A 19,167-nucleotide genomic window follows, 5' to 3' on the forward strand; every position below is an offset into this window, starting at 1 on the left:
GGCGCGGGCACTTGCCGCGACGCGGAATTTCGCCGGGAACCCACGGGCCTCCAGCGCGGTTAATCCCCGGACGATTAACCGTGAACGGGGGTTTTACCATGGGACTTGGACTTATCGCATCCATCATCGTCGGCGGGCTCGCCGGCTGGATTGCCAGCATGATCATGAAGGCCGACACCGGCATCCTTCTGAACATCATCCTAGGCATCGTGGGCGCAGTCGTGCTCAACACCATTCTTTCCCTGCTGGGAATATACGCCGCCAACACCTGGGTGCCGCAGCTTATCGTGGGCATCATCGGTGCCAGTGGCCTGATCTGGATCGTGCGCAAAGTCCGCAGCTGATCCATTGATCCAGGATCTGTCGCTTCCGCTCCTGCTGGGGGTTTTTGCCCTGGCGGGGGCCATTGTCGTGGCCGTATCCATCCGCGCCACCACACTTGCCGACATCATCGCCGACCGCACCCGCCTCGGAGAGGCGCTTGCCGGCGGCGTGCTGCTGGGCGGGGCGACGTCGCTGTCGGGCGTCGTGGTGTCGGTCACCGGCGCCGCCGGCGGAGACGCGAGCTTTGCCGTCTCGAACGCGGTGGGCGGGATCGCGGTGCAGACGCTGTTCCTCGCCATTGCCGACCTGCTGCACCGGCGGGTGAACCTCGAACACGCCGCCGCCGAGCCCGCCAACCTGTTCCAGGCGGTGATGCTGCTGATCCTGCTCAGCCTGCCCATCGCCGGCATGGCCGGGCCGGACGTCGCCTATTTCGGCGTGTCGCCGGTGTCGATCGTCATGTTCCTCGCCTATCTCTGGGGCGTGCGCCTCTCGGCCGCGGTCAGCGAGAGCCCGATGTGGCGCCCGGTCGAGACCCGCGACACCCGCCGCGACGAGCCCGACGACGAGAACGACCCCGACGCGCCGGTGCTCCGGCCGGCGCTGGTCTTCGCCGCCTTGGTGGCGGTCATGGGCCTCGCGGGCTGGGTCATCAGCCAGGTCGGCGGCGCCTTCATCACCCGCTTCGGCCTGACCTCGAGCCTCGTCGGCGCGCTGATCACCGCCGTCATCACCTCGCTGCCGGAACTGGTCACCACGCTGGTAGCGGTGCGGCGCGGCTCGCTGCAGCTGGCGGTCGGCGGGATCATCGGCGGCAACACCTTCGACACGCTGTTCCTGGTGTTCTCGGACGTCGCCTACCGCGAGGGCTCGATCTACCAGGCGGTGGGGCAAACCGACCTCTACTGGCTGGCGACGGGCATGCTGATGACGGCAATCCTGCTCGGCGGGCTGATCCTGCGCCAGCGCGAGGGTCCGGCCCGGATCGGCATCGAGAGCGTGCTGCTCATGGTGGTCTACGCCTGCGCCGTCGCGGTCGAACTCTTCGCGCCCGATTGAGGGCGCCCGACTGAGTGCGCTCGACCGGCGCGGAACGGGGTGCGGGGCCCGGGCTCTTGACAGAACGGGCGCCGCACTCCATGGCTCCCGCGCCAAAGACGGAGCACCCCATGGCCAGCAAGAAACCATCCCGGCAACAGGTCTACACCCTTGTGGTCGAAGTCGGCCGCAAGGCGGGCGACGGCCTGCCCGACGAGGCGACGGGTGCGGCGCTGATGTGCTATGCCAGCGGCGTGGACGAGTCCGAGGCGGTGCGCGAGACCGTGGGGATCCTCAAGCAGGCCGATCTCGCGCCTCTGGACGTGACCGGCTACGGCACCGAAGAGGAACGCCGCGCGCAGGGTCACGAGATCGACGAGGAAGAGCAGGCGCTGATGGCCCGCGCGCTCGAGGAGAACTCGGTCATCGTCGCACAGATCACACCGTTCTTCGACGAGGGCTGATCCGCGTCGCCTCGTGACGCGTCGTGGCGTCCGCGCCTCCCCGCAGGCGCGAGGCGTCACAGCGTCTGGGCGTATTCCTCGAGCTGCGTGACCACGGTGCCCCAGCCGTCGAAGAAGCCCATGTCCTCGTGCGTCTTGCTCGCCTCGGGCGAGCGGTGCCGCGCGATGGCGGTGTAGGTGGTGCCGCCCTCGGGGTCGTCCTCCAGCAGGATGATCGCGGTCATGAACGGGTCCGGCGCGGGCTTCCAGCCTTCGCTGTAGGCATCGGTAAAGACCAGCTTTTCGCCGTCGACCACCTCGAGATAGACGCCCTTGTTGTCCATCTCGTGCTCGCCCACCTTCATCACCGTGTTGAAGCGGCCGCCGACACGCAGGTCGATCTCGCACGAGGTCACCTCGTGCGGCCTCGGGACGAAGAAGTGCCGGATGTGCTCCGGCGTGGTCCAGCACTCCCAGACCAGCGCCCGGGGCACCGCCAGCTTGCGGGTGAAGGACAGGTCGGTTTCGGGATCGAGCTTCATGAGTTGCGTTCCTTCATCAGGTTGGTGACGTAGTCGTCGAGACGGTCGAGCCGTCCGTTCCAGAGATCGCGCTGCGCGGACAGCCAGTCCTGCGCCGGGACGAAGGCATCAGGCGCCAGGGTGCAGATCCGCACCCGGCCTTCCTTGCGCGAGACGATGAGCCCGGCCTCCTCGAGCTTCTTCAGGTGCCCCATGAACGATGGCAGCGCCATGTCGTGCGTCGCCGCGAGCTCGCTCACGGTGGCGCTGCCGCGCGCCAGCCGGCTGAGGATCTCGCGCCGTGTGCTGTCCCCCAGCGCCGCGAAGTGAAGATCGAGAATCGGGTCAAGCTTAGCCATGTGACTAAGTAATCTTCGGCGCCGCTCCGAGGCAAGAAAAACTTAGCCGTTAAGCTAAGTTTCAGCAGGGGCATGTCGCCCCGAACCGGGACCCATTTGCCTTGTCTGCCCCGGCGCGGTAGCCATGCGCGACACAAGACCGGAGGCAAGCCCCAGATGACCGATCCCGTAGCGCTGACCGCGGACCTGATCCGCTGCCCCTCGGTGACGCCCGACGACGGCGGCGCCCTCGGCGTGCTGCAATCGCTGCTCGAAGGCGCGGGCTTTGCCTGCACCCGCGTCGACCGGGGCGGCATCTCGAACCTCTACGCCCGTTGGGGCGACAAGGCCCACGCCCGCACCTTCGGCTTCAACGGCCACACCGACGTGGTGCCGGTGGGCGACGTCGACGCCTGGAGCGCCGATCCCTTCGGCGCCGAGATCCGCGACGGCATCATGTTCGGCCGCGGCGCCACGGACATGAAGTCCGGCGTGGCGGCCTTTGCCGCGGCGGCGGTGGATTTCGTCCGCGACACCCCGCCCGAGGGCGCCGTGGTGCTGGCGATCACCGGCGACGAGGAGGGCGACGCCGAGCACGGCACCGTGGCGCTGCTCGACTGGATGGCGGCAGAGGGCGAGCGCATGTCGGTCTGCCTCGTGGGCGAGCCCACCTGCCCCTCGGAGATGGGCGAGATGATGAAGATCGGCCGCCGTGGCTCGATGACCGCGTGGTTCACGGTGAGCGGGCGGCAGGGCCACGCGGCCTACCCGCACCGGGCGCTGAACCCGATGCCGGCGGTGGCGCGGCTGATGGACCGGCTGGCCTCGCACGAGCTCGACCGCGGCACCGAGCATTTCGACGCCACGACGCTGGCGGTGGTCACCATCGACACCGGCAACCCGGCCACCAACGTGATCCCGGCGCAGACCCGCGCCGCGGTGAACATCCGCTTCAACGACGCCCATACCGGCGCCTCGCTGTCCGAGTGGCTGCGGGCGGAGGCGGCGAAGATCGACGCCGAGTTCGGCTGCACCACCGAGGTGCGGATAAAGATCTCGGGCGAGAGCTTCCTGACGCCTCCGGGCGCGCTCTCGGACCTGATCGCGGGCGCGGTCGAGGCCGAGACCGGGCGCCGGCCGGAGCTGTCGACCACCGGCGGCACCTCGGACGCGCGCTTCGTCAAGGACCACTGCCCTGTGGTCGAGTTCGGGCTGGTCGGCAAGACCATGCACCAGGTCGACGAGAACGTGCCGGTCGCGCAGATCGGGGAGCTCAAGGCGATCTACACCCGAATCCTGCGCGACTATTGCGCGACCAGACGCGCACCCGCCCCTTCCGGCTATGCGGCAGTGGGAAGTCTGATTTGGGGCGGGTCACCCGGACGCTTTGCGTCCGCCTGAATGACAGGTGTTTCGGAGGCTTTGCGTCCGACCGGCCGGGGGCTCTGCCCCCGGACCCCCGGGATATTTGGAGCCAGAGGAAGCAGGGGCGCGGCACCCGGGGGAACCGGTGCGAGAATCGTCATGACGCCTGCCTTTCGGCATGCTAGCTGAGAGGCATGAGCACCCTGCCGAGCAAGGCGGAGATCCTCGACTGGATCGCCGCGAACCCGACCCTTTCCGCCAAACGTGACATTGCCAAGGCCTTTGGCATCAAGGGGGCTGCGCGCATCGACCTGAAGCGCATCCTCAAGGAACTCGAGTCCGAGGGCCATCTCGAAAAGCGCAAGAAGACCTATCGCGACCCCGACCGGCTGCCGCCGGTGTCGGTGCTGCAGGTCCGCGCGCCGGACGAGAACGGCGATCTCTTCGCGCTGCCGCTCGAGTGGCATGGCGAGGGCGTCGAGCCCGTCGTGCTGGTGGTGCCGCGCGCCTCGGACCCGGCGCTCGGCGAGGGCGACCGGATCCTCGCGCGGTTGCAGGTGGTTCACGAGGCCGACCACAATTACGAGGCGCGGCTGATCCGGCGCATCGGCATGAGCCCCCGCAAGGTGGTGGGCATCTTCCGCAAGGGCGCCGAGGGCGGCCGCATCCTGCCCATCGACAAGGGCGCGGACAAGGAGTGGATCGTCGGCCCCGACGCCACCCACGGCGCCAAGGACGGCGAGCTGGTCGAGGCCGAGCAGGCCGGCCCCCGCGCCACCCGCATGGGGCTGCCCAAGGCGCGCATCGTCATGCGGCTCGGTGATCCGTCCGAGCCCAAGGCGGTGTCGCTCATTGCCATCCACCAGCATGGCATCCCCGACGACTTCCCGCCCGAGGTGGTCGACGAGGCGGACCAGATGAAGCCCGCCGGGCTCAAGGGCCGCACCGACCTGCGCGAGGTGCCGCTCGTCACCATCGATCCGTCGGACGCGCGCGACCACGACGACGCTGTCTTTGCCGAACCCGACGTGGACCCGAAGAACGCCGGCGGCCATGTGCTCTGGGTCGCCATCGCCGACGTGGCGCATTACGTGCGGCCGGGCTCGAAGCTCGACCGCGAGGCCAAAAAGCGCGGCAACTCGAGCTACTTCCCCGACCGGGTGGTGCCGATGCTGCCGGACCGGCTTTCGGGCGATCTCTGCTCGCTGCACGAGGGCGTGCCGCGCGCCTGCATCGCCGTGCGCATGGTGATCGACGCCGAGGGCAACAAGACATCCCACAAGTTCGTGCGCGGGCTGATGCGCTCGCCCGCCTCGCTGACCTACCAGGAGGTGCAGGCGGCGCAGGACGGCGCGCCCAACGAAAAGACCGGGCCGCTGCTCGAGCCGGTGATCGCGCCGCTCTATGCCGCCTATGCCGCGCTCAAGGCGGCGCGGGCGCGGCGGCAGCCGCTGGATCTCGACCTGCCCGAGCGCAAGGTGGTGCTGAGCGACGAGGGCAAGGTGACCTCGGTCAACTTCGTCGAGCGGCTCGACGCGCATCGGCTGATCGAGGAGTTCATGATCCTCGCCAACGTCGCCGCCGCCGAGACGCTGATCGCCAAGCGCACGCCGCTGCTGTTCCGCGTCCACGAGGAACCGCCCGCCGACAAGCTCGAGAGCCTGCGCGAGACCGCCGAGGCCTCGGGGCTGACGCTGGCCAAGGGGCAGGTGCTGAAGACCGCGCATCTCAACAAGCTGCTGCATGACGCGGCGGGCAAGGAAGAGGCCGAGCTCATCAACCTCGCCACCCTGCGCAGCATGACGCAGGCCTACTACTCGCCCGCGAACTTCGGCCACTTCGGCCTTGCGCTGCAGAACTACGCCCACTTCACCTCGCCGATCCGGCGCTACTCGGACCTGATCGTCCACCGCGGGCTGATCTCGGCCCATGGCTGGGGCGACGACGGGCTCACCGAGCAGGAGATCGAGCGGCTGGAGCAGACCGCGCAGCACGTCTCGGACACCGAACGGCGGTCGATGATGGCAGAGCGCGACACCAACGACCGCTATCTCGCCGCCTATCTCAGCGACCGGATCGGGGCCGAGTTCGGCGGGCGCATCAGCGGCATCGCCAAGTTCGGGGTCTTCGTGAAGCTCGACGAGACCGGCGCCGACGGGCTTATCCCGATGCGCAACCTCGGGCGCGAGTATTTCCACTTCGACCGCGAGGCGGGCACGCTGATGGGTGCCGACACCGGGGTCATCATCGCGCTTGGCCAGCGGGTGCTGGTAAAGCTCGTGGATGCGGCGCCGGTCACCGGCGGCATCGGGCTCGAGCTGCTCGAGCTCGAGGATGCCGAGATGCCGCAGGGCCGTGGCACCGGGCGGCCGTCGCGCCGTCCCGGCGGCGCCGGCCGTGGCAAGCCCGGCGGGCCCCCGCGCCGCAAGGAGGCGAAGGCGCGGCACAAGGACGCCAAGGTCAAGCGCAAGGTCACGCGGCGACGGACAACGAAGAGCTGACCTCCGGGTAGAGCTGCGACCGCCCCCGCGCCACGTAGTCCATCAGCCGTCCCCGCGACCGCAGCGCGCGGCGCAGGGGCGTTTCCACCGGGTGGGCGTTCATCATGCTGAGGAATGGCACCGCCGCGCAGTCGGCGGCCGAGGGCCGGGCGCCGAACAGCCAGTCGCCGTCGCCGAGCACGCCCTCGAGCGCGTCGAGATCGGCGCCGACCCAGGCCATGCGGTCGCTTTCGCTGAGGCGGGTGAAGCCCTGCCAGTGCAGCCCCTTGCGGACCCTGCCACGGAACAGCTCGGGCAGCACCGCGCGCAACGGCGCGGGCATGGCGCCGAAGAGGGCGGACTTGGTGTGGTGCCAGCCGGCGTCGTCGATCCAGCGCTGCGTGGTCAGCGCGTGGCGCAGGCTTTCCTCGATGGTGCGGATGGTCATGTGGGCCATCGCGCGGGCGGTGGCGTCGAAGCCGGGGAACATCGGCGCGCCCTGCGCCTCGAGCCAGCGCAGGATGAGGTTGCTGTCGCCGATCACGCCGTCGGGCGTCTCGAGCGCGGGCAGGTGACGGTAGGGACCGTTGGGCATGGTCTCCCAGCGCGGTCGCCAGTCCATGCCGGACATCTCCAGCAGGCACATGGCCTTGACGCAGAACGGGCTATAACTGGGTTCGCCGCCGCCGGGGCGAAAGCTTCGAAGGATCAGCATCGGTCGGGCTCCTGACAGGGATTGTCCCCGATCCTGAGCGAGACTCCTGTCAGTTTCCGTCAGGACGTGGCAGCATGATCGGGTCATGTCCCGGACCGTCCGCCTCTTCCAGCTCATGCAGGCGCTGCGCCGCCTGCCCTCGCCCGCCACTGCCGCCGCGCTGGCGCAGGAGACCGGCGTCTCGGAGCGCACGCTCTACCGCGACATCGAGGCGCTGCGCGGCCTCGGCGCGGTGATCGACGGGGCCGCGGGCTATGGCTACACGCTGATCGAGGACCCGCACATGCCGCCGCTGTCGTTCACCGACGACGAGATCGAGGCGCTGGTGCTGGGGCTGAGCGAGGTGGCCGCGCTTGGGGATCCGGCGCTCGCCGAAGGGGCGCAGAGCGCGCTCTCGAAGCTGCGCGCGCGGCTGCCGGAGCGGCAGGCGCAGCAGCTGCGCCACGCGGGGCTGACCGCGCACCGCTTCGACCCGCCGGTGCCCCCGGCGGTCGATTCGCGGGCGATCCGGCAGGCAATGCGCACCGAGGTCGCGATCTGCTTCGACTACGTCGACGCCGCCGGGCAGGCCACCGCACGCCAGGTGAAGCCGCTTTCCATCGTGCTCTTCGACCGCAGCCACTGCCTGCTGGCGTGGTGCCTGTTGCGGAAGGATTTCAGGATGTTCCGCCTCGACCGGATGGCGGCGCTCAAGATCACCGGCGACAGCTTCCGCCCCGAGCGGGTGCCTCTTCTGCGCAGCTACCTCGAACGGCTGCGCGAGGACATAGCGGGAAACCGCGACCGCGCTGGCTGAGCCCTTCGCAAAACCGCGCGGACAGGATACCCTTTGCGCGAGGCACAAGGAGAGGAGCAGCCGCCATGAGAATGCGGGCCCTGACCATATTCATGAGCATTTTCGCCACCGGCGCCGCCGCGCAGGCCACCGCGCCGCACGCGTCGTTGCGCCCAGAGGCGCGGCCCTTCGTGTCGACGCAGGGCACCGCGGTGCGCGCGCCGCAGGACGTCAAGGGCGCCGCCGGGTTCGCGGACTGGGTCCGCGACTTCCGCAGCCGGGCGCTGGAGCAGGGCATCGCGCCCGAGGTCTTCGACGCCGCCTTCCGGGGCGTCGAGTACGACCCCAAGGTGATCGAGCGCGACCGCAACCAGAACGAGTTCACCAAGACCGTCTGGGTCTACTTGGACAGCGCCGCCTCCGAGGCCCGCATCGCCGCCGGGAAGAAGGCACTTGCCGAGAATCGCGCCCTGCTCGACCGGATCGAGGAGCGCTACGGCGTCGACAAGCAGGCCGTCGTGGCGATCTGGGGTCTCGAGAGTGCCTTCGGCACCTTCCGCGGCACCGAGCCGGTGATCCGGTCTCTGGCCTCGCTCGCCTATGACACCCGGCGCGGGACCTTCTTCGAGGGCCAGCTCGTCGACGCGCTGACCATCCTGCAGAGCGGCGACACGGTGCCCGCCAACATGAAGGGCTCGTGGGCCGGTGCGATGGGACACACGCAGTTCATGCCCTCGTCGTTCCTTGCGCTGGCGCAGGACTGGGACGGCGACGGCCGCCGCGACATCTGGTCGGACGATCCCGCCGACGCGCTGGCCTCGGCGGCGCATTACCTCGCCGAGAACGGCTGGACCAAGGGCCAGCCGTGGGGCGTCGAGGTGCGGCTGCCCGAGGGCTTCGACTACACGCTCGCCGACCGCGAGATCGAGAAGCTGCCCTCGGACTGGGCGGCGCTCGGCGTGACCGACATGGACGGCAAGCCCATCGCCGACCACGGCCCGGCCTCGGTGCTGCTGCCTGGCGGCCATCAGGGCGCGGCCTTCATGATCTTCGAGAACTTCGCGGTGATCGAGCGCTACAACACCGCCGACGCCTATGTCATCGGGGTCGGCCACCTTGGCGACCGCATCCTCGGCGGGCCGGAGATCCGCCACGGCTGGCCGCGCGAGGACCGGGCGCTGACGCTGGACGAACGGCTCGAACTGCAGGAGCGGCTGCGCGACGCGGGTTTCGACCCCGAGAAGATCGACGGCCGTATCGGCCCGCTCACCATCGACGCGGTGCGCGGCTACCAGCAGAGCATCGGCGCGGTGCCGGATGGCTACGCCTCGCTGCAGGTGCTCGAGGCCCTGCGCTGATCATTCCGTGAAAAGGGGGCCGTTTCCCGGCCCCTTGTCTGCCTACTGGCTACCTACTGGCCGCAGCTGCCTTCGGTCACGCAGGCGACGATCTCGGCCTTCTGCGCGTCGGTAGGGTTGGCGTAGAGCATCGCCGGACACGGACCGCTGGTCATCACCAGGGTCCCGTCTTGCTGCCTGAGGAACGCCAGCACCTTGCCTGACGGGACGGAGCCGCACCACGGACCGGCGCAGGTCACGTTCACCGTGATGTCGGCGTCGAACTCGTTGACGAAGCCGCCTGCCCCCAGCGACATGCCCTTGAGCCGCGCGTTCAGCGTGCGCGGCACGCCCTTGTCGTCGGACGAGGTCGGCAGCGACGCGCGATCCGGCGTCACCACGCCCTCGACCACCACCCAGGTGTCCTCGGACTCGGCGGCAGCGCGGAAGTCGCGGCTGAGGTCGGCGGGGGCGCAGCTCAGCGCCAGCGCGGGTTGCGCCAGCACGGCAGAGGCCAGAAGCGAGAGGAGCAGGCGTTTCATGACAGGTACTCCGCGAAATCGGCAAGCACCCGTTCGTAGACGGCGCGCTTGAAGGGCACGATCTGGCCGACGACCTCGGACGGCGCCAGCCAGCGCCAGGTCGAGAACTCGGGGTGGTCGGTCTGAATGTTGACCTGCTCGTCGGTGCCGTGGAAGCGCAGCAGGAACCACTTCTGCTCCTGCCCGCGGAAACGGCCCTTCCAGATCCGGGGCACGATGTCATGCGGCAGGTCGTAGGGGTACCACTCGGGGCTCTCGGCCTCGACGGTCACCAGATCCGAGATCACGCCGGTCTCTTCCCAGAGCTCGCGCAGGGCGGCGTCGCGCGGCGCCTCGCCCTTGTCGACACCGCCCTGCGGCATCTGCCAGGCGGGGATCTCGCTGTCGATGCGCTGGCCCACGAAGACCTCGTTCGCCGCGTTCACCAGCATCACGCCGACGCAGGGGCGATAGGGCAGCTTCGCGATGTCCTCTGCGGTCAGGTCCTTGGTCTTTGCCGTCATCGGAGCCTCTCGTCTTGGAACTGCGGGCGCCCGGCGGGGGCAAGGCCGGGGGTGGCAACGGCGGAGGAACAATCATGCACCCCCGCCGACACGGTCACTGTTCGAGCTGCGCCTTCTCGGTCTCGAGAACGCTCAGGCCCTTGAGGATGTCGATGGCGTAGGCGAGCTGGTAATCCTCCTCGCGCAGCGCCGCCGCGGCCTCGGCCTTGGCACGGTCCTCCTCGATCTGGCGAACCTCCTCCTCGGTGAGGCTGTCGTTGTCGAGACGACCGCGCAGGTCGGCCTCGGAGCGGCTGAAACGGTTGGTCGCCTCATCCTCTTCCTCTTCCGGGCGCGGGCGGGGCTGTTGGACCACGATGTCCGGCGACACGCCGAGCGCCTGGATCGAGCGGCCCGACGGCGTGTAGTAGCGCGCGGTGGTCAGGCGCATCGCGCCGTCGCCACGCACCGGCATCACGGTCTGGACCGAGCCCTTGCCGAAGCTCTTGGTGCCCACGACCACGGCGCGGCGGTGATCCTGCAGCGCGCCGGCGACGATCTCGGAGGCCGAGGCCGAACCGCCGTTGATCAGCACGACCATCGGCTTGCCGTCGGTCAGGGCGCCCTCGGTGGCGTTGAAGCGCTCACCGTCCTCGGGGTTGCGGCCGCGGGTCGAGACGATCTCGCCCTTGTCGAGGAAGGCATCCGAAACCTTGATCGCCTGGGTCAGGAGGCCGCCCGGGTTGTTGCGCAGGTCGAGCACGATGCCGTTGACCTTGTCGGCACCACCGGCTTCCTCGATGCGCTCGGCCAGCCCTTCCGCGAGGTTGGGATAGGTCTGGTCGTTGAAGGTCGTGACGCGCAGCACCACGGTGTCGCCCTCGAGACGGGTGCGCACGGCGGTGAGCTTGATGGTGTCGCGGGTGATGGTCACGTCGAAGGGCTCTTCCTCGCCCTCGCGCACCACGGTGATGACGATCTCGGACCCGACCGGGCCGCGCATCAGGTCGACCGCCTCGTCGAGGGTCATGCCCAGCACCGACTCGCCATCGACGTGGGTGATGAAGTCGCCGGACTCGATGCCCGCCTCGGCCGCCGGGGTGTCGTCGATCGGCGAGACCACCTTCACGAAGCCGTCTTCCTGCGTCACCTCGATGCCGAGACCTCCGAACTCGCCACGGGTCTGCACGCGCATGTTCTCGGCGTCATCGGGGGGCAGGTAGCTCGAGTGCGGGTCGAGCGAGGTCAGCATGCCGTTGATCGCGGCCTCGATCAGCTCGCCCGGTTCGACGTCCTCGACGTATTGCGCCCGGATGCGCTCGAAGATGTCGCCGAACAGGTCGAGCTGTTCGTAGACGCTGGCCTGCTTGTCGGCTTCCTGAGCCACGAGCGGACCCACGAATTGCGTTGTCGCGACGACGCCGGCGACCGTGCCGCCGATTGCGGCCATCAGAAACTTGTTCATGCCCATATCATCCCTTGTCGCTTGCGAACCACGTGAGCGGGTCCACGGGCCTGTCGCCCTGTCTGACCTCTATATAGAGCGTCTCCGTGCGTCCAGCGCCACCCCCTTCAACAGATGGTGACGCCCCTGCCGCAGGGTTCGTGCCGTCCAGCGTCCCGCCCATCAGGCCAACTGGCGATCCTTCGGGCAGAACCTCGCCGGCGCGGCCGTAGGCGACCTCGAGTCCGGCGATCACGAAGAGCAGATCCGGCTGCGGCTCCAGAATCGACACCAGCCCGTAATCGAGCAGCGGCCCGCTGTAGCGCACCGTCGCCGCGGTAGGCGTGGTGACCAGCGCCTCGGGGCGGGTGGCGATGACGATGCCCGGTCGCGCCACGCCCGCGGCGTCGGCCTCGCCCGCGCGGCGCAGGATCTGGCCCTGCACCGGCATCTCGAGCGCGCCCTTCCGGTCCTCGATGGGCGGCAGTTCGGTCGGCACTTCGTCGCTGGTGATCTGCGACAGTCCGCTGGCGAACCCCTCGAGCGTCTCGGTCGACGAGATCAGGATCGCCGTGCGGATCGGATCCTCTGTGAAGCGCGTCGGCAGGTCGGTCCGGTCGGCGATGGCCTGGCTCAGGTCGGTGCGCGCCTGCTGCACGCCTTCAAGTCCCTCCTGCAGGGTCTCGGCCGCGCTTTGCTGCAGCGTGCGCAGCGCGGTCACCTCGTCGAGATCCGCGCGAAGCGCCTGCGCCTCGGCGCTGAGGCCCGGGGTCACCGAGGCCAGCATCATTCCCGCCCGTGCGGCGCCCACCGGGCCCTGAGGGTGCAGCATCGCCGAGGGCGCAGCGCGGCCGCCGAGGCTCGAGAGGACGCCCAGAAGCTGGGCGATCTCCGCCTCCTGGCTCTGCAGGCGCCGGGTAAGCTCGGTCTCGCGGATGGCCGCGTCGCGCAACCCGCCGCGCATCGCGGCAAGCCCCGCCTCGTAGGCCTTCACCGTGCCGGTGAGCGCGCGCACCCGGTCACGGGCGCTTTCGGCGGCATCAAGCTGCATCGAGGCCTGCTCCAGCGCCGAGGCCGCGGCACGCGCGGCCTCGGCCGGATCCTGTGCGAGGACCGGCGTCGCCAGCAGTGTCAGGGCCAGCGCGATGCGTTTCACAGGTCGATGAGGCTCTGGCCCGTCATCTCCTCGGGCTGTTCGAGGTTCATCAGCTGCAGCAGCGTCGGCGCCACGTCGGCGAGCCTGCCGTCATGCACCTTCGCCCCCTCGGGCCCGCCATACAGGATCACCGGCACGAGGTTCGTGGTATGCGCCGTGTGCGGGCCGTTGGTGGCCTCGTCCCACATGGTCTCGCAATTGCCGTGGTCCGCGATCACCAGCATCGCGCCGCCGACCTTCTCGAGCGCCGCGACCACCCTGCCAAGCCCGTGGTCCACCGCCTCGCAGGCGGCAATCGCCGCCTCGAGCACGCCGGTGTGTCCCACCATGTCAGGGTTGGCGAAGTTGGTCACGATCAGGTCGTACTCACCGCTCTCGATGGCGGCGACGAACCGGTCCGCGACCTCGGGCTCGGACATCTCGGGCTGCAGGTCGTAGGTCGCCACCTTGGGCGACTTCGGCATGAAGCGGTCCTCGCCCTCCTCGGGCTCTTCCTTGCCGCCGTTGAGGAAGAAGGTCACGTGCGGATATTTCTCGGTCTCGGCCAGGCGGAACTGCCGCAGCTTGTGCTTGGCCACCCACTCGCCGATGGTGTTGACGATGACGCGCTTGGGATAGGCGGTGGCCATGTAGGCATTGTGGGCGTCGGAATACTCGACCATCCCCAGCAGCGCCGACAGCTCGGGCTTGTCGCGCTCGAACCCATCGAAACCGGGCTCGCCGATGGCCTTGAGGATCTCGCGGGCACGGTCGGCGCGGAAGTTCATGCAGATGAAGCCGTCACCGGCCTTCAGCCCCTCGTAGCCGTCGATCACCGTGGCCGGGATGAACTCGTCGGTCTTGTCCTTGGCGTAGCTCTGGCTCACCGCGGTCACCGGGTCGGGGGCGCGCTCGCCCTTGCCGAGGATCATCGCGTCATAGGCCTGCTCGACCCGCTCCCAGCGGTTGTCGCGGTCCATGGCGTAATAGCGCCCGATCACGGTGCCGATGCTGGCACCCTCGGGGAGGCTGTCGTTCAGCGCCCTGACGAAGGCCTCGCCGGATTTCGGCGACACGTCGCGCCCGTCGGTTATGGCGTGGACGACGACCCTGCAGCCGAGGTCGGTGACCATCTTCACCGCCGCCTTGATGTGCTCGATATGGCCGTGCACGCCGCCGTCCGAGACCACGCCCATCAGGTGCGCGGTGCCCTTGGCGTCCTTCACCGTGGCGGCGAAGGCCTTGATGGCCTCGTTGCCGAAGAAGCTGCCGTCCTCGATGGCAAGGTCGATCTGCCCGAGATCCATCGCGACCACGCGCCCCGCGCCGATGTTGGTGTGGCCCACCTCGGAGTTGCCCATCTGCCCTGTCGGCAGGCCGACGTCGGGCCCGAAGGTCACCAGCGTGGCGTTGGGGCAGGTCTCGTAGAGCCGGTCCATGGTCGGGGTGCGGGCGAGCTTGGGAGCGTTGAACGCGGTATCATCACGGAGGCCCCATCCATCGAGAATGGTCAGGACAACGGGTTTCGGCGTGGTCATGTGAGCGGCCCTCCTGCTGCGGTCAGGGGAGGCTTAGCAGGGTTGCGGGGGGATGTGGAGAGGATGCGGCACCGCGGCACGGGAAGCGGTGGTTGGTGCGGAGAGATCGGGCGGCCTCGGTCGCTACGCGCATGGTCGCTACCCGTCATGCGCCCACAGAGCGTGCCCACCGGAGGAACCACAGCAAGCCTACGCGAAGCCGCGCAAGCGCCGGACCGTGGGCTGGCGCTGCGACGTCCGAACCTCTCGATTTATCCCTGCCAGATCCGAAGGACCCCGACACGATGAGCGGGCGTCAACAAAGCGCCAGACCGCCGGGACGGTCCGGCGCTTGCGCGGCGGCCTACGGCCTTGTTCCGCGCGGGCCCCAGCTTGCGGCAAACTGGCACGCAACATATGCTACTCGCCAAATCGCTGAGTGAGATTGATGCGCCTTCAAGACAACGGCATGGACCTGTTTTACATTGATGAGTCGAACGACGGCACCAACTACGTTGTGACTGCAATTACCGTCCCATTCCTTCGGCCATCGCCGTACGGAGGCTTTGACATCGTCTGGCCTGATTATTTGAATGGACTGAAGGCTTGGAGAAAGGAGCTTTACAGAAAGCACACAATTCCCGAAAGCCATGAACTTCACGGGTCAAAGCTGGCCAAACGCCGCGGGAACTTCAAGTTTGGCAACCGGCAATTCTCGCATGAAGAAGCCATAAGTGCCTACCGTGATGCGTTATCTGGTCTTAGCTTTCTTGGTGCGCCGTCAATCATGAGTGTTTCCGGCCACCGGGGCCGAACCCTATACGGCGAGCAGAGGCTGCTTCGCGTGATGCATGCCCTATTTCAGCGCATGCGCATGCAGTGTCGCCAGCGAGGCGTGAATGCGATGACTTTCTTTGATGAAGGCCACCCCGAATACCGCTCTCTTTACCGAAAGGCAAAGCTCTATCTGCCGACCGGCTCCGCTAACGGAGAAACAATCAATCGACCTCTAGAGATGTTCATTAAGGACGGAAACTTCAAAAATTCAAAGTACTGCGGATTTACGCAGATTGCAGATCTTGTGTCTTACTGCGTGCTTCAAAAAACGCGACACGAACGCGGGCAGTCGGATTTATCGATGAAAGATATCGCTGATGCGTATGCGTGCATTCCCGATGAAGTGATTAACAAACGGGTCTCGGGCAATCATGCAGACGGAATTGTAAGACTTTCGTAGAAATTGAGGAGCGGGGCACTAGACCCCGCTCGGGCAGCTGCTCCGGCATGATGCGATGCCATCACGAACTGCGATTCGATCATGCCCGTTACAACTGCATCTTGCAAGAGTCAAGTTATTCAATTTTTATCAACAGAACTGCACACAGCGCCCTCACCCCTGCAGCGACTTCACCACGATCTCGCCTTCCTCGCGCGACCGCATTGCCATCACCGCGGCGTGGGCGCCGGCGGCGGTGGTGTAGTAGGGGATCTTGTCGTAGAGCGCGACCGAGCGGATCTCGCGGCTGTCCTCGACCGAGGCAGCGCCCTCGGTGGTGTTGAGCACCAGCTGGATGCCGCCGTCCTTCATCATGTCGACCACGTTGGGACGGCCCTCGTAGACCTTCTTGACCACCTCGCAGGCGATGCCCGCGGCTTCGAGGAACTTCGCCGTGCCGCCGGTGGCGATCAGCTTGAAGCCCATGCCCGAGAGCACCTGCGCCGCCTCGATCATCTGGTCGGTCTTGTCGGCGTCCTTGATCGAGAAGAACACGTTGCCCTCGGTCGGCAGGTGGGTGCCCGCGCCCATCTGCGCCTTCAGGAAGGCGCGCGGGAAGGAGCGGTCCCAGCCCATGACCTCGCCGGTCGAGCGCATCTCCGGCCCGAGGATGGTGTCGACGCCCGGGAAGCGGGCGAAGGGGAGCACGGCCTCCTTGACCGAGTACCAGGGCATGTTCGGGTCGGCGAGGGTCATCGGATCCGCCATCGGCACGTCGGTGGTGTCGTAGTCGGTGTCCGCGGCGTAGCCCTCGCGCAGCGGGAAGTTGGACAGCGGCTCGCCGGCCATGATCCGCGCCGCGATGGAGGCGATGGCCGAGTCCGTCGCCTTGGCGACGAAGGGCACGGTGCGCGAGGCGCGCGGGTTGACCTCGATGAGGTAGATCTCGTCGTCCTTGATCGCGAACTGCACGTTCATCAGACCGACCACGCGCAGGGCACGCGCGAGCGCCACGGTCTGCTCCTTGATCCGGTCGATGACCTCGGCCGAGAGCGAGTAGGGCGGCAGCGAGCAGGCGCTGTCGCCCGAGTGCACGCCGGCTTCCTCGATGTGCTGCATGATGCCCGCCACGTGCACGTTCTCGCCGTCGCAGAGCGCGTCCACGTCGAGCTCGGTCGCACCCGAGAGGTAGCTGTCGAGCAGCACCGGGCTGTCACCCGAGACCACCACGGCCTCGTTGATGTAACGCTCGAGGTGGGCCATGTCGCGGACGATCTCCATCGCCCGGCCGCCCAGCACGTAGGAGGGGCGGATCACCAGCGGGAAGCCGATGTCGTCGGCGATGGCCAGCGCCTGCGCGTCGGTCGAGGCGATGCCGTTCTTCGGCTGCTTGAGACCCAGCTGGTTGACCAGCGCCTGGAACCGCTCGCGGTCCTCGGCGAGGTCGATGGCGTCGGGCGTGGTGCCGAGGATCGGGATGCCCTCGGCCTCGAGCGCGTTGGCAAGCTTGAGCGGGGTCTGGCCGCCGAACTGCACGATGACGCCGTGCAGGGTGCCGCGCTCGAGCTCGACGCGGAGGATCTCCATCACGTGCTCGAAGGTCAGCGGCTCGAAGTACAGCCGGTCCGAGGTGTCGTAGTCGGTCGACACGGTCTCGGGGTTGCAGTTGATCATGATCGTCTCATAACCCGCGGCGGTCAGCGCGAAGCAGGCGTGACAGCAGCAGTAGTCGAACTCGATGCCCTGACCGATCCGGTTCGGACCGCCGCCGAGGATGACGACCTTCTTCTTGTCCGAGGGACGCGCCTCGCATTCCACCTCGCCCATCATCGGCATCTCGTAGGTGGAGTACATGTAGGGCGTCTGCGCCTCGAACTCGGCGGCGCAGGTGTCGATGCGCTTGAACACGGCGGTGACGCCGAGCGAGGTCCGGCGGTTGCGCACGTCCTTCTCGGAAAAGCCCGTGAGCTTGGCGAGGCGCGCGTCGGTGAAGCCCAGCATCTTGAGCTGGCGCATGCCGCCCTCGTCCTGCGGCAGGCCGGCGGCGCGGACCTCTTCCTCGGCCTCGACGATCTCGCGGATGCGGGCAAGGAACCACGGGTCGAACATGGTGACGCCGTGGATCTCGTCATCCGACAGCCCGTGGCGCATCGCCTGCGCGATGGTGCGCATGCGGTCCGGGGTCTGCTGGCTGATCGCCTTGATGACGGCGGATTTCTCGGGAGCGCCCTCGATCTCGACCTCGTCGAAGCCGGTGAGGCCCGATTCCATCGACGTCAGCGCCTTCTGCAGCGACTCGTGGATGGTGCGGCCGATGGCCATCGCCTCGCCCACCGACTTCATCGCGGTGGTGAGGTAGGGCTCGGAGCCCGGGAACTTCTCGAAGGCGAATTTCGGGATCTTGGTGACCACGTAGTCGATGGTCGGCTCGAAGGAGGCCGGCGTCACCTTGGTGATGTCGTTGTCGAGCTCGTCCAGCGTGTAGCCCACGGCGAGCTTGGCGGCGATCTTGGCGATGGGGAAGCCTGTGGCCTTGGAGGCCAGCGCCGAAGAGCGCGACACCCTCGGGTTCATCTCGATCACGACCATCCGGCCGTTCTCGGGGTTCACCGCCCATTGCACGTTGGAACCGCCGGTCTCGACGCCGATCTCGCGCAGCACGGCGATCGAGCCGTTGCGCATGATCTGGTATTCCTTGTCGGTGAGCGTCAGCGCCGGCGCCACGGTGATCGAGTCACCGGTGTGCACGCCCATCGGGTCGACGTTCTCGATGGAACAGACGATGATCGCGTTGTCCGCCTTGTCGCGGACGACCTCCATCTCGTATTCCTTCCAGCCCAGCAGCGACTCGTCGACGAGGATCTGGTTCACCGGCGAGGCGTCCATGCCGGTGCGGCAGAAATGGATGTAGTCCTCGCGGTTGTAGGCCACACCGCCGCCGGTGCCGCCCAGGGTGAAGGCGGGGCGGATGATCGCCGGAAGACCGATGTCCTCGAGCGCCTCGAGCGCGATGGCGACGCCGGCGTCGAGGTCGGCCTTGCCGTTGTCCTTCTTCGGCGCGGTGACGATGGTGGCGGCCGGGTTCTCGAGCCCGATGCGGTCCATCGCCTCGCGGAACAGGGCGCGGTCCTCGGCCATCTCGATGGCCTCGCGCTTGGCACCGATCATCTCGACGCCGAACTTCTCGAGCACGCCCATTTCCTCGAGCTTCAGCGAGGTGTTGAGGCCGGTCTGGCCGCCCATGGTCGGCAGCAGCGCGTCGGGGCGCTCCTTCTCGATGATCTTGGCGACGACCTCGGGGGTGATCGGCTCGATGTAGGTGGCATCGGCGAGCTCGGGGTCGGTCATGATCGTGGCCGGGTTCGAGTTCACCAGGATCACCCGGTAGCCTTCTTCGCGCAGGGCCTTGCAGGCCTGGGCGCCGGAATAGTCGAATTCGCAGGCCTGACCGATGATGATGGGCCCTGCGCCGATGATCATGATGGATTTGATATC

Annotated in this window: 17 protein-coding genes; 8 read left to right on the forward strand and 9 right to left on the reverse strand. The window is 67.8% G+C overall.

Features of this window, described 5'->3' with window-relative positions; all coding sequences use genetic code 11:
- Window positions 1-98 precede the first annotated feature (98 nt).
- From HC022_RS06570 to HC022_RS06580, 3 genes are all read left to right on the forward strand, one after another.
- Window positions 99-344, forward strand: a complete 246-nt coding sequence (locus HC022_RS06570; protein ID WP_008886602.1) for a GlsB/YeaQ/YmgE family stress response membrane protein — start codon at window positions 99-101, stop codon at window positions 342-344.
- Window positions 345-348: 4 nt separating this feature from the next.
- Entirely contained in the window at window positions 349-1,383 is a 1,035-nt protein-coding gene (locus tag HC022_RS06575) for a sodium:calcium antiporter (RefSeq protein ID WP_167451871.1), read from the forward strand.
- Between the two features lie 110 nt (window positions 1,384-1,493).
- Window positions 1,494-1,826, forward strand: coding sequence for a hypothetical protein (locus tag HC022_RS06580; RefSeq protein WP_175583482.1), 333 nt, complete (start codon window positions 1,494-1,496; stop codon window positions 1,824-1,826).
- A 56-nt stretch (window positions 1,827-1,882) separates the two neighbouring features.
- Here HC022_RS06580 and HC022_RS06585 read toward each other — a convergent pair whose 3' ends face one another.
- Window positions 1,883-2,347: an SRPBCC family protein gene (locus HC022_RS06585; protein WP_167451873.1), complete on the reverse strand. Its 465-nt coding sequence runs from the start codon at window positions 2,345-2,347 to the stop codon at window positions 1,883-1,885.
- A complete protein-coding gene (locus HC022_RS06590) occupies window positions 2,344-2,685 on the reverse strand; it encodes a helix-turn-helix transcriptional regulator (protein ID WP_167451874.1) in 342 nt (113 codons plus the stop codon). Before HC022_RS06590 ends, HC022_RS06585 begins: the two co-directional genes overlap by 4 nt.
- Before the next feature lie 156 nt (window positions 2,686-2,841).
- On the opposite strand from HC022_RS06590, the gene dapE reads away from it, so the two are divergent.
- Together dapE and rnr are read left to right on the forward strand one after the other, a co-directional pair.
- Window positions 2,842-4,065: a succinyl-diaminopimelate desuccinylase gene (dapE, locus tag HC022_RS06595; protein WP_254884970.1), complete on the forward strand. Its 1,224-nt coding sequence runs from the start codon at window positions 2,842-2,844 to the stop codon at window positions 4,063-4,065.
- A gap of 158 nt (window positions 4,066-4,223) precedes the next feature.
- Complete coding sequence (rnr, locus tag HC022_RS06600; RefSeq protein WP_167451875.1) at window positions 4,224-6,530, forward strand: ribonuclease R; 2,307 nt, start codon at window positions 4,224-4,226, stop codon at window positions 6,528-6,530.
- Here the strand turns inward: rnr and HC022_RS06605 are convergent.
- The gene (locus HC022_RS06605) at window positions 6,502-7,224 is read right to left on the reverse strand and encodes a glutathione S-transferase family protein (RefSeq protein ID WP_167451876.1); all 723 of its coding nucleotides are present in this window, start codon (window positions 7,222-7,224) and stop codon (window positions 6,502-6,504) included. The genes rnr and HC022_RS06605 overlap by 29 nt on opposite strands.
- An 85-nt stretch (window positions 7,225-7,309) precedes the next feature.
- Here HC022_RS06605 and HC022_RS06610 point away from each other — a divergent pair, with 85 nt between their 5' ends.
- Complete coding sequence (locus HC022_RS06610) at window positions 7,310-8,020, forward strand: YafY family protein (protein ID WP_167451877.1); 711 nt, start codon at window positions 7,310-7,312, stop codon at window positions 8,018-8,020.
- A 65-nt stretch (window positions 8,021-8,085) separates the two neighbouring features.
- Complete coding sequence (locus HC022_RS06615; protein ID WP_167451878.1) at window positions 8,086-9,357, forward strand: lytic murein transglycosylase; 1,272 nt, start codon at window positions 8,086-8,088, stop codon at window positions 9,355-9,357.
- A 53-nt stretch (window positions 9,358-9,410) separates the two neighbouring features.
- Here the strand turns inward: HC022_RS06615 and HC022_RS06620 are convergent, their stop codons facing one another.
- The 5 genes from HC022_RS06620 to gpmI all read right to left on the reverse strand — a co-directional run bounded on the left by HC022_RS06620 (window position 9,411) and on the right by gpmI (window position 14,477).
- Window positions 9,411-9,878 carry a hypothetical protein gene (locus HC022_RS06620; RefSeq protein WP_089956617.1) on the reverse strand — a complete coding sequence of 156 codons (468 nt, stop codon included), beginning with the start codon at window positions 9,876-9,878 and terminating at the stop codon, window positions 9,411-9,413.
- The gene (locus HC022_RS06625; protein WP_167451883.1) at window positions 9,875-10,360 is read right to left on the reverse strand and encodes an RNA pyrophosphohydrolase; all 486 of its coding nucleotides are present in this window, start codon (window positions 10,358-10,360) and stop codon (window positions 9,875-9,877) included. Before HC022_RS06625 ends, HC022_RS06620 begins: the two co-directional genes overlap by 4 nt.
- Window positions 10,361-10,475: 115 nt before the next feature.
- Window positions 10,476-11,825 (reverse strand): S41 family peptidase, encoded by a 1,350-nt coding sequence (locus HC022_RS06630; RefSeq protein ID WP_167451879.1) that lies wholly within the window; start codon window positions 11,823-11,825, stop codon window positions 10,476-10,478.
- Between the two features lie 7 nt (window positions 11,826-11,832).
- Window positions 11,833-12,960, reverse strand: coding sequence for a murein hydrolase activator EnvC (locus HC022_RS06635; RefSeq protein ID WP_008886445.1), 1,128 nt, complete (start codon window positions 12,958-12,960; stop codon window positions 11,833-11,835).
- Complete coding sequence (gene gpmI, locus HC022_RS06640; protein WP_167451880.1) at window positions 12,957-14,477, reverse strand: 2,3-bisphosphoglycerate-independent phosphoglycerate mutase; 1,521 nt, start codon at window positions 14,475-14,477, stop codon at window positions 12,957-12,959. Before gpmI ends, HC022_RS06635 begins: the two co-directional genes overlap by 4 nt.
- 448 nt (window positions 14,478-14,925) lie before the next feature.
- Between gpmI and HC022_RS06645 the strand changes: the two genes are divergently transcribed.
- Window positions 14,926-15,693, forward strand: a complete 768-nt coding sequence (locus tag HC022_RS06645; RefSeq protein ID WP_167451881.1) for a DUF3800 domain-containing protein — start codon at window positions 14,926-14,928, stop codon at window positions 15,691-15,693.
- A gap of 153 nt (window positions 15,694-15,846) precedes the next feature.
- Here the strand turns inward: HC022_RS06645 and carB are convergent.
- A partial coding sequence (carB, locus tag HC022_RS06650) for a carbamoyl-phosphate synthase large subunit (RefSeq protein ID WP_254884971.1) occupies window positions 15,847-19,167 on the reverse strand: 3,321 nt, incomplete at its 5' end.

Origin of the sequence: Salipiger sp. HF18 (genome assembly GCF_011806505.1) — a bacterium.
Taxonomy (GTDB): domain Bacteria; phylum Pseudomonadota; class Alphaproteobacteria; order Rhodobacterales; family Rhodobacteraceae; genus Salipiger; species Salipiger thiooxidans.

Bases quoted from the DNA above. Each gene is read 5' to 3' on its own strand.
- HC022_RS06570 (WP_008886602.1), top strand. From the start codon at position 99: ATGGGACTTGGACTTATCGCATCCATCATCGTCGGCGGGCTCGCCGGC.
- HC022_RS06580 (WP_175583482.1), top strand. From the start codon at position 1,494: ATGGCCAGCAAGAAACCATCCCGGCAACAGGTCTACACCCTTGTGGTC.
- HC022_RS06585 (WP_167451873.1), bottom strand. From the start codon at position 2,347: ATGAAGCTCGATCCCGAAACCGACCTGTCCTTCACCCGCAAGCTGGCG.
- HC022_RS06590 (WP_167451874.1), bottom strand. From the start codon at position 2,685: ATGGCTAAGCTTGACCCGATTCTCGATCTTCACTTCGCGGCGCTGGGG.
- dapE (WP_254884970.1), top strand. From the start codon at position 2,842: ATGACCGATCCCGTAGCGCTGACCGCGGACCTGATCCGCTGCCCCTCG.
- rnr (WP_167451875.1), top strand. From the start codon at position 4,224: ATGAGCACCCTGCCGAGCAAGGCGGAGATCCTCGACTGGATCGCCGCG.
- HC022_RS06605 (WP_167451876.1), bottom strand. From the start codon at position 7,224: ATGCTGATCCTTCGAAGCTTTCGCCCCGGCGGCGGCGAACCCAGTTAT.
- HC022_RS06610 (WP_167451877.1), top strand. From the start codon at position 7,310: ATGTCCCGGACCGTCCGCCTCTTCCAGCTCATGCAGGCGCTGCGCCGC.
- HC022_RS06615 (WP_167451878.1), top strand. From the start codon at position 8,086: ATGAGAATGCGGGCCCTGACCATATTCATGAGCATTTTCGCCACCGGC.
- HC022_RS06620 (WP_089956617.1), bottom strand. From the start codon at position 9,878: ATGAAACGCCTGCTCCTCTCGCTTCTGGCCTCTGCCGTGCTGGCGCAA.
- HC022_RS06630 (WP_167451879.1), bottom strand. From the start codon at position 11,825: ATGAACAAGTTTCTGATGGCCGCAATCGGCGGCACGGTCGCCGGCGTC.
- gpmI (WP_167451880.1), bottom strand. From the start codon at position 14,477: ATGACCACGCCGAAACCCGTTGTCCTGACCATTCTCGATGGATGGGGC.
- HC022_RS06645 (WP_167451881.1), top strand. From the start codon at position 14,926: ATGGACCTGTTTTACATTGATGAGTCGAACGACGGCACCAACTACGTT.